This window comes from Paenisporosarcina sp. P4_D4, from assembly GCF_056401835.1.
Window position 1 is genome coordinate 1 of the sequence record NZ_JBFUIO010000095.1, and the last position, 7,759, is coordinate 7,759.

The 7,759-nt window shown below is 38.6% G+C and carries 7 protein-coding genes; all 7 read right to left on the reverse strand.

What is annotated here, in order from left to right; translation table 11 throughout:
* Positions 1–281: 281 nt before the first annotated feature.
* Positions 282–1,376 (reverse strand): glycosyltransferase, encoded by a 1,095-nt coding sequence (locus AC1DSL_RS14400; protein ID WP_477532688.1) that lies wholly within the window; start codon positions 1,374–1,376, stop codon positions 282–284.
* Positions 1,377–1,443: 67 nt separating this feature from the next.
* Complete coding sequence (locus AC1DSL_RS14405) at positions 1,444–2,601, reverse strand: DegT/DnrJ/EryC1/StrS family aminotransferase (RefSeq protein WP_477532689.1); 1,158 nt, start codon at positions 2,599–2,601, stop codon at positions 1,444–1,446.
* 37 nt (positions 2,602–2,638) lie between these two features.
* Entirely contained in the window at positions 2,639–3,550 is a 912-nt protein-coding gene (locus AC1DSL_RS14410; RefSeq protein WP_477532690.1) for a GNAT family N-acetyltransferase, read from the reverse strand.
* A 22-nt stretch (positions 3,551–3,572) separates the two neighbouring features.
* A complete protein-coding gene (locus AC1DSL_RS14415) occupies positions 3,573–4,655 on the reverse strand; it encodes a Gfo/Idh/MocA family protein (protein WP_477532691.1) in 1,083 nt (360 codons plus the stop codon).
* Entirely contained in the window at positions 4,652–5,566 is a 915-nt protein-coding gene (locus AC1DSL_RS14420) for a DapH/DapD/GlmU-related protein (RefSeq protein WP_477532692.1), read from the reverse strand. The genes AC1DSL_RS14415 and AC1DSL_RS14420 overlap by 4 nt, the downstream gene beginning before the upstream one ends.
* The gene (locus AC1DSL_RS14425; protein ID WP_477532693.1) at positions 5,563–6,294 is read right to left on the reverse strand and encodes a polysaccharide deacetylase family protein; all 732 of its coding nucleotides are present in this window, start codon (positions 6,292–6,294) and stop codon (positions 5,563–5,565) included. Before AC1DSL_RS14425 ends, AC1DSL_RS14420 begins: the two co-directional genes overlap by 4 nt.
* 11 nt (positions 6,295–6,305) lie before the next feature.
* A complete protein-coding gene (locus AC1DSL_RS14430) occupies positions 6,306–7,616 on the reverse strand; it encodes a nucleotide sugar dehydrogenase (RefSeq protein WP_477532694.1) in 1,311 nt (436 codons plus the stop codon).
* Positions 7,617–7,759 lie beyond the last annotated feature (143 nt).

Genomic DNA, 7,759 nt, shown 5'->3' on the forward strand with positions numbered 1-7,759 from the left:
ACTGATTAAAGTAACGACCAAACCGTATTGCTCTTCACCTAATCGATCCCCAATAATAGGTAAAGTGAATAATTGAAGAATAATAATCGGTATGGCTGTAGCGACAATATTTAATAGTGAATCAATCAAAAACTTTTTCTTACTCAAATGGCGTACTCCCTACTAAATATTGATGTGCCAAAACGGCTTTCTAGATTGTAGCCACGAAGTCATACCCTACTTAACCATTTTTTTGTGTGTACACACAAGACTAACGTGTTCGATGGCAGATGGTTTACGTATTATAGATTCTTATATAAACGGAATAATTTTTGTTCTTCGATACTCCAATTGTATTTTTCTTTCACCGCTAAGCGGCCATTTTTCCCCATTTCTTTTGCAATGTCAGGGTTTTTCAATAAATACAAAATAGCCTCTGCGATTTCATCAACATTTTCGGGGTCAACTGGGATGCCAAATTTGTATCTTTTCAATTCTTCCCTGGCATATGGAAAATCGGTTATAATTACGGGCAATCCCATCGCCATATATTCATAGACTTTTGTTGCAAAATGATCGCCTTTGTTATATTGGCCAACATTTAAAACTGTACATAGACCAATCCTACTTTTTCGCAAAATATCCGTTACTTCTTCTCGATTTACATGACCTCTATAATCCACACACGCAAACTCTTTCATTCCACGAACGTCTTGAAGATAACGATCAGGGGATAAGACGCCCCCCAATATCAAGTTAACCTTCGCTTTATAGGCAGCTTGAATGTTATACGTAATACCTCGATCATGGGTTAGCGTGCCAATATGACAAATCGTATTCTTTAGTTTTTCTTCCTTTTCATTAAAACGATCGTACAATTCGTGTAACATGGGAAAGTTATCGATAAATGCCGTTTTTTTCGCCCGGTTTTCAAAAGGATTTTTCAAACTATACGTACATGGAAAGACGACCGCATCAATTCGTTTAATCGAATAGGTTTCATACATGAAATATATTTTTGCGATGACCTTCCGTAAAAACTTTGGAATATATTCTTTTTCTTTAATTTGCATCGGATAATTTTCGTGGGAATCAAAGATGACTTTCTTTCCTCGTTTTTTTAACTTATTCCCGATTGGCATTAATTCAGGATCATGATAATGATAGATTTCGGCATCTACTTCCACCGCTTTTTTAAATATCTTTTTCTTGGAGTTCAACATCCGATCAAGTCGGCTCTTTGGCTTAAAATTGGTCGAGATGATCTTTACTTGATCCACTGTTTCATTAGGTAATTGATCATTTACAATTAAGGAGACATCATAGCCATGGCTTGCTAATGATTTACATTCCTTTTCAAATATGCGAATATCATAACGTTCATGAGCACTCGTCATATGACATACTTTTTTGATGATGGTCCCTCCAATATGCGTTCATTACATATTCCACTATTTGTCTCGTCTATAAGTTGCTCTTCTTGATATAGTCTGAAACCACTTTTGCCACAAGTTCTACATCCGTTTCCTTCAAATATGGATGCATTGGTAACGACAGAACACAATCACAAAGCTCGTTAGTAACTTGAAAATTTTCTTCACTAAATTGTAAATGTACAAATGCTTTCTGTTTATGCATTGGATTCACGTAATACACCATACTTGGAATCTCGTTCTTATTGAGATGTTGTTGTAACTGATCCCGTTGCTCCCTATTCTTAAGCTTAATAGTATACTGGGCAAAGCTGGAAAAAAATCCATCGGGGATGGCAGGTGTATCAACCATTCCGCTCAATTTTTCATTATAAAGTTGATAAATTCGGTTTACGTCATCCAATTCATGCTGGATGAACGCGTCAAGCTTGACTTGTAAAATGGCTGCTTGGATCGTATCAAGTCGCGAATTCAACCCAATGCGAATATTGTCGTACTTACTTTCGCCTTTTCCATGAACCTTCAAAGACTTTAACAACTCTGCTAATTCATCATCATCCGTAAAAATTGCCCCACCATCTCCATAACAACCTATAGGCTTCGCTGGGAAGAAAGAAGTTGTTGCGGCATCACCAAAACTGCATGCTCGTTTCCCATGAATATTGCCCCCAAAGCCTTGGGCAGCGTCTTCTAATACAAGTAAATGATATTTCTTTGCGATACGCTCGATTTCAAGATGATCAGCAGGTAACCCAAATAAATCAACAGGGATAATCACTTTTGGTGTGACTTTCCCTTCTTTCAACGTTTTAACAATGGCCTTCTCTAGTTGCGTTGGATCCATGTTAAAGGTATCTTTACATACATCCACAAACACCGGTGTTGCACCGCAAAACGAAACCACTTCTCCTGTTGAGAAAAATGTTAAATCTGGAATGAAAACGGCATCGCCTTCCCCAATCCCCCACGCCATCAGCACAAGGGTCATCGCTTCTGTTCCATTCGCACACGTGATGCAATGCTTCGCGCCCACATATTCTGCTAATCGTTCTTCGAGTGCCTTTACTTCTCTTCCTTCGATATAATTGGAATGAAATAAAACACCTTGAATCGCTGAATCGATTTGATGTTTATAGGTTTGATATTGAGCCTGTAAATCACGAAACTGCATAGCCACTCTCCAATCCACATAAATTCCACCCGGAAAACCCATTACGTCCGTAACCCTAGAAAACCTTATGAATATTATGGTAAGGCATTTGCCTTGAACCAAATTGTCTGAAAAACTGCTCGATATTTTGCTTCATACTTCCTTCAAAATCAAACTTCCGATTCAACCTACTTGCTAATTTAATGCCTTCATAAATCAGTAAAGTTAGGGATTGATTGTTTCGATAGTCAGGATTTGAACCGGACATTAAATAATAAACCGTCTCGTCATCCCAAACAAAATAAGCTGCGGCATGAATTTGATGTTGCTCATCCGCACAATAATATATTTTCCTAGCATTTTTTTGTTCACATGCTTCATCAATTCTCGAAACCGTTTCAAATGAATAAGGGATTTCTAAGTTTTGCCTCTCAAACGTCAGTTTATTTAAATGATAGAATTCATCGATTCCAAGACCTTCATAAACCTGCAAGCTTTTCTCTGCTTTTCTTATATTCTTTCGTATATTGGAATTGAAATTTTGATAGACTTCATCCAAATTGGAAGTATGGTGTATGACATACGTATACCTTGTTGTTTGCGAGTAGCCACGCCAATAAAAAGGAAGCCAGTTTGTAAAGGAATAATGAAAGTATTGTTGGTATTTTGTTAACCCGAGTTTCTCGATTTCATCTATGATGGTATTCATCATGTTTTTTTCATACGTCAGTTTTCTATCGTATTTTTGATTTGGTGGATATCGCATCCAGATGCCATTCGTTTGGGTTAACGTCGCTTTTCTAATTTCTTTCTCGGTTCCGATTTTTTGGAGATAGTATGGCAAGGACGCACAGATTTCGGCGTTTTCTTTAATTAAGATGACATCCCATTCATTCGGACAAACCGCATCCATCCACCAGCCTTTTGAAAATAAAGGAATGGTCGTTTCCTGCTCGCTGAATTGCAGATACTTTTCGAGTTCAGTCATTCCCCTGCCCACTTTCACTAACTCAATGAAATATATTAATAAAATCCAATGTACTCGCCTTCTCCAGTGGGAGTTGGACACTTTTCTTTTCAGCTGCTGACTTATAAATGGCAAGGACGAGTTCTAATGCCCTTCTGCCATCTTCAGCCGTCACATATGGTTCACGGTCCTGTTTAATCGCCTCAATGACGTCTGCATAGAGTGGCGTATGTCCAAAGCCATAAACGGTTGGCGGATTCTCGTGATACTTGGCTTTTACTTCCTGTGAATCGTCCAATTGATCCGCAAACAGCCATTCTTCAATAATATTTACTGATTTCCCACCGATTTTAACGGTCCCTTGATCCCCGAACACATAGAGCGTTTCCTCAAAATTTTGAGGATAAATGTTTGTTGTTCCCTCAATTACACCGTAACTACCGTTCGCAAATCGAACTAACGCAATTCCAAGATCTTCTGCCTCGATAAATGGATGCTTTAAATTATCCGTCATTCCAACAACTTCTACAATGTCGTCACCCATCATCCACCGCAAAAGATCAATATTATGAATGCATTGATTCATGAGCGCCCCACCGTCTTGCTGCCAAGTCCCTCGCCAAGGTGCCTGGATGTAGTAGTCCTCTCCACGGTTCCAGCGGATATGGGCTGTTCCGTGAAGTAGTCTACCAAAACGACCTGCCTCTACTGCTTCTCTCAATTTTTGAACCGATTTATTAAACCGATTTTGGTGGCAAGCACTTACTTTTAAATTTTTCGCCTCTGCCTTTTCAATAATCTGATCAGCTTCTTCTAAAGAAAGCGCGATGGGTTTTTCAATAATCAAATGGCTTCCCGAATCGATACAATCCAATGCAATTTGTCCATGTTTCCCGCTTTCTGTACAAATCGCCACTAAATCAGGTTTTTCAATTGCCAGCATCTGTCGATAATCTGTATATTTAGTTACTGCAACCCCTAAATCAAATGTTGAAAGGGTCTGCTCCATTTTCTTTTCATCGAGATCACAAATGGCGACAATGTCTAACTTATTTTGAATAGCAGCTGCCAGATGATTCGGTGAAATCCTCCCACAACCGATGATGGCAAATCGTAAGTTCGTCATTTCTCACCCACATGATTTCTTATTTTTTTTCCAGGCACACCGACAATCACCACATTATCCTCCACATCTTTTACAACGACCGAACCTAAGCCGATTAAACTATTGGCGCCAATGGTTACTTGATTTCGAATCGTCGCTGCAGGAGAGATATAAACATTTTTCTTAATCCACACACTTCCAGAGATATTGACCAACGCGGCAATCATGACATGATCTTCAATGATGACATTATGGGCGATGTGACAAAGGTTGTTAATTTTTACATGATTCCCGATTTCCACATCCCCTAACGTTCCTCTGTCAATACACGTATTCGCCCCAATTTCCACATCTTCGCCAATGATCACACCGCCAAAATGGGGAACTCTAACATTGATCCCGTCAGTATTTTCAAAATAGCCGAACCCATCAGTACCAATCACAGCACCTGAACGAATGATTGTATCTTTTCCAATCGTGACTTTCCCTTGGATCGAAACATTATTTTCGATTCGTACATTGTCTGAAATCACAACTTCTGGCCCTATATAACAATGGTGACCAATGTAAACCTGGTTACCGATACTCCTAGTTTCAACAAYCGATGTTGCACTAATAAATTCAACCTTCGTCTCTTCATGAAAAAATTGATTGAGTATCGTAAAGTACATGGCTTTTGGATTGTCACAAAAAATAAAGTTTGCCTTCTCAAAAGAACTTGTATCAAATTGTAGTGAGACAATGAGCGAATTTGTAATGACTTTTCCCATAATGGCTTGCATTTTTTTCTCGTCTTTAATCCATGAAATTAAATTGGCAGCAATATTTTCAATGGAAACATAGGTATGAATCGTGAGTTCTGAATCACCGATAAATGTGTAGGGCATTTCTGTAGTGTCTAAAAAGTCTGTGATATCTTTTATACGAATCACCCTGTTATCTCCTTCCAATCAATCACTTGATCTAATGCGGTGAAATTGTCATACATAAAATCATATCGTTCACTTATCGATTGTTTGAGGAAGTCCTTTAGCTTAACTTCCATTGTTTCAATTTCAGTAGAATACCAGAAAGGATGGGTCAGAATGTGCAGCTTTTCATATTTTCCAGATTCAATCGTTTCAATCGGGTCTTCTCGCCAATTCATTCTTGAATCTGATACGTATTTCATGCTTTTGAAGTATTTGGAGGAATAGGAGTTGATGATTTGATGGAATTGAATATCATTTTCTAATACGAGTTTGGAAGGTCGATGCATGGAAACTACTTTCACTTCAGTATTTAGTAAGTTACCGAGAATTTTGGCTTCCATTTGTACAGCTTTCTGCATATCTTCAATAGTTTGAATATCATATCGTTTTTCATCAAAATGAATGCCAATTTCGTGGCCTAACGACTGGATTTGTTTTAGCTTTTCGAAGGATTCTCTTGAAAAGATATTATAAAAATTAGTGGATAATAGAATGAAATAGGTTGATTTCACGGCTAGATCATGTTCTAGTCTGGCCATTTCTAGTGCTTTTTCAAGTGAGAAATCAACATCGTGCCTGATGATGACCGATTTTTTGACAGTTTCACTTTCGCGATACATGCAAAAGTAATACCCGTTGTGTCTTAATAATTCCAGCAGCTCGATGTAGGCTTTTGTTGTAAATTCCATTTCGTCTCCCCTTACAACAATTCGATTTTTTCTCGATTCAAAACATTCTGCATGGCATTTTTCGTATCAAAGATTGCCTTCGCATGTTGCTGAACGAAATCATAATCTACCTTTGTATGGGCAGTTGTGATAATTACTAAATCAGCACTTTCAATAAGCTCCGCAGTTAATTTTGATTCACCTTTTTTGATCACACCGTGTTCATCACGATATTCTGAAATATAAGGATCATAATAGATCACATCAGCAGCGTTTTTTTCTAATACTTCGATAACTCGAATCGCTGGGCTTTCTCGATAATCTTCAATATCCTGTTTATACGCGACACCAAGGACTAAAATGCGCGATGCACTTAACGCCTTTTTCGATTTGTTTAAAATATTACTTGCTCGTTCCACACAGTATTCCGGCATTCGGTCATTGATCATCATGGAAGCCTCAATCATGGATGTGTGAAACCCATATTCACGCGCTTTCCACGATAAATAATAGGGATCTAGTGGAATACAATGGCCCCCTAAACCTGGCCCTGGGTAAAAGGCCTGAAATCCATAGGGTTTCGTTGCAGCAGCATCGACCACTTCCCAGAAATTAATACCCATTCTGTTACAAAGAATGGCTAATTCATTGACGAGGCCGATATTGATATTTCTGTAGGTGTTCTCTAAGATTTTTTCCATTTCTGCAATCGCAGGTGATGAAACCCGATAAATCGGTGCTTCTAAAATGCTCTCATATAAACTCGCTGCGATTTCCGTACATTTTGCAGTCATTCCCCCTACCACTTTTGGGGTATTTTTCGTTTTATAGCGTAAATTCCCCGGATCGACTCGTTCAGGCGAAAACGCAAGATAGAAATCGACCCCACATTTCAGACCCGATGATTCAAAAATCGGCTTCAAGAGTTCTTCTGTTGTACCGGGATAGGTTGTAGATTCTAAAACGATTAACATTCCTTTATGCATATAAGGAACAATACTTTCTGCCGAAGCTTTCACATAACTAATATCCGGTTGCTTATAGAGGTCTAACGGTGTCGGCACACAAATACATACACAATCTGCTTGTGCAACCTGTGCAAAATCTGAGGTGGCGGTAAGGTAGCCGGATTGTACGATTTGTTCAAGGTCTTCGTTCACGACATCTCCAATGTAATTGATACCGGAATTTACCATAACTACTTTAGAATCTTGTATATCGAATCCGATTGTCCGGTACCCTGCTTTTGCCTTCTCCACAGCAAGAGGAAGACCAACATAACCTAGCCCTATGACCCCCAGTGTTGCTGTTTTATTAAGCAATTTTTCCTTTATAGTCTCCATTTTTCCACCCTCATTTTTTTTTGAGCTTGCCATCAAGTCTTTTCGTGTCTGTTAACCACGGAATTAGTTAGCCATATAACAAAAATTGCAAATAATATTCCATGAGTTAAAAGACTAGTAAATAGGGCTGCATCAACTAGTGC

Excerpts from the sequence above, each read along its gene's own strand:
- AC1DSL_RS14415 (WP_477532691.1), bottom strand. The coding sequence starts at position 4,655 with ATGACGAACTTACGATTTGCCATCATCGGTTGTGGGAGGATTTCACCG.
- AC1DSL_RS14410 (WP_477532690.1), bottom strand. The coding sequence starts at position 3,550 with ATGACTGAACTCGAAAAGTATCTGCAATTCAGCGAGCAGGAAACGACC.
- AC1DSL_RS14400 (WP_477532688.1), bottom strand. The coding sequence starts at position 1,376 with ATGACGAGTGCTCATGAACGTTATGATATTCGCATATTTGAAAAGGAA.
- AC1DSL_RS14430 (WP_477532694.1), bottom strand. The coding sequence starts at position 7,616 with ATGGAGACTATAAAGGAAAAATTGCTTAATAAAACAGCAACACTGGGG.
- AC1DSL_RS14425 (WP_477532693.1), bottom strand. The coding sequence starts at position 6,294 with ATGGAATTTACAACAAAAGCCTACATCGAGCTGCTGGAATTATTAAGA.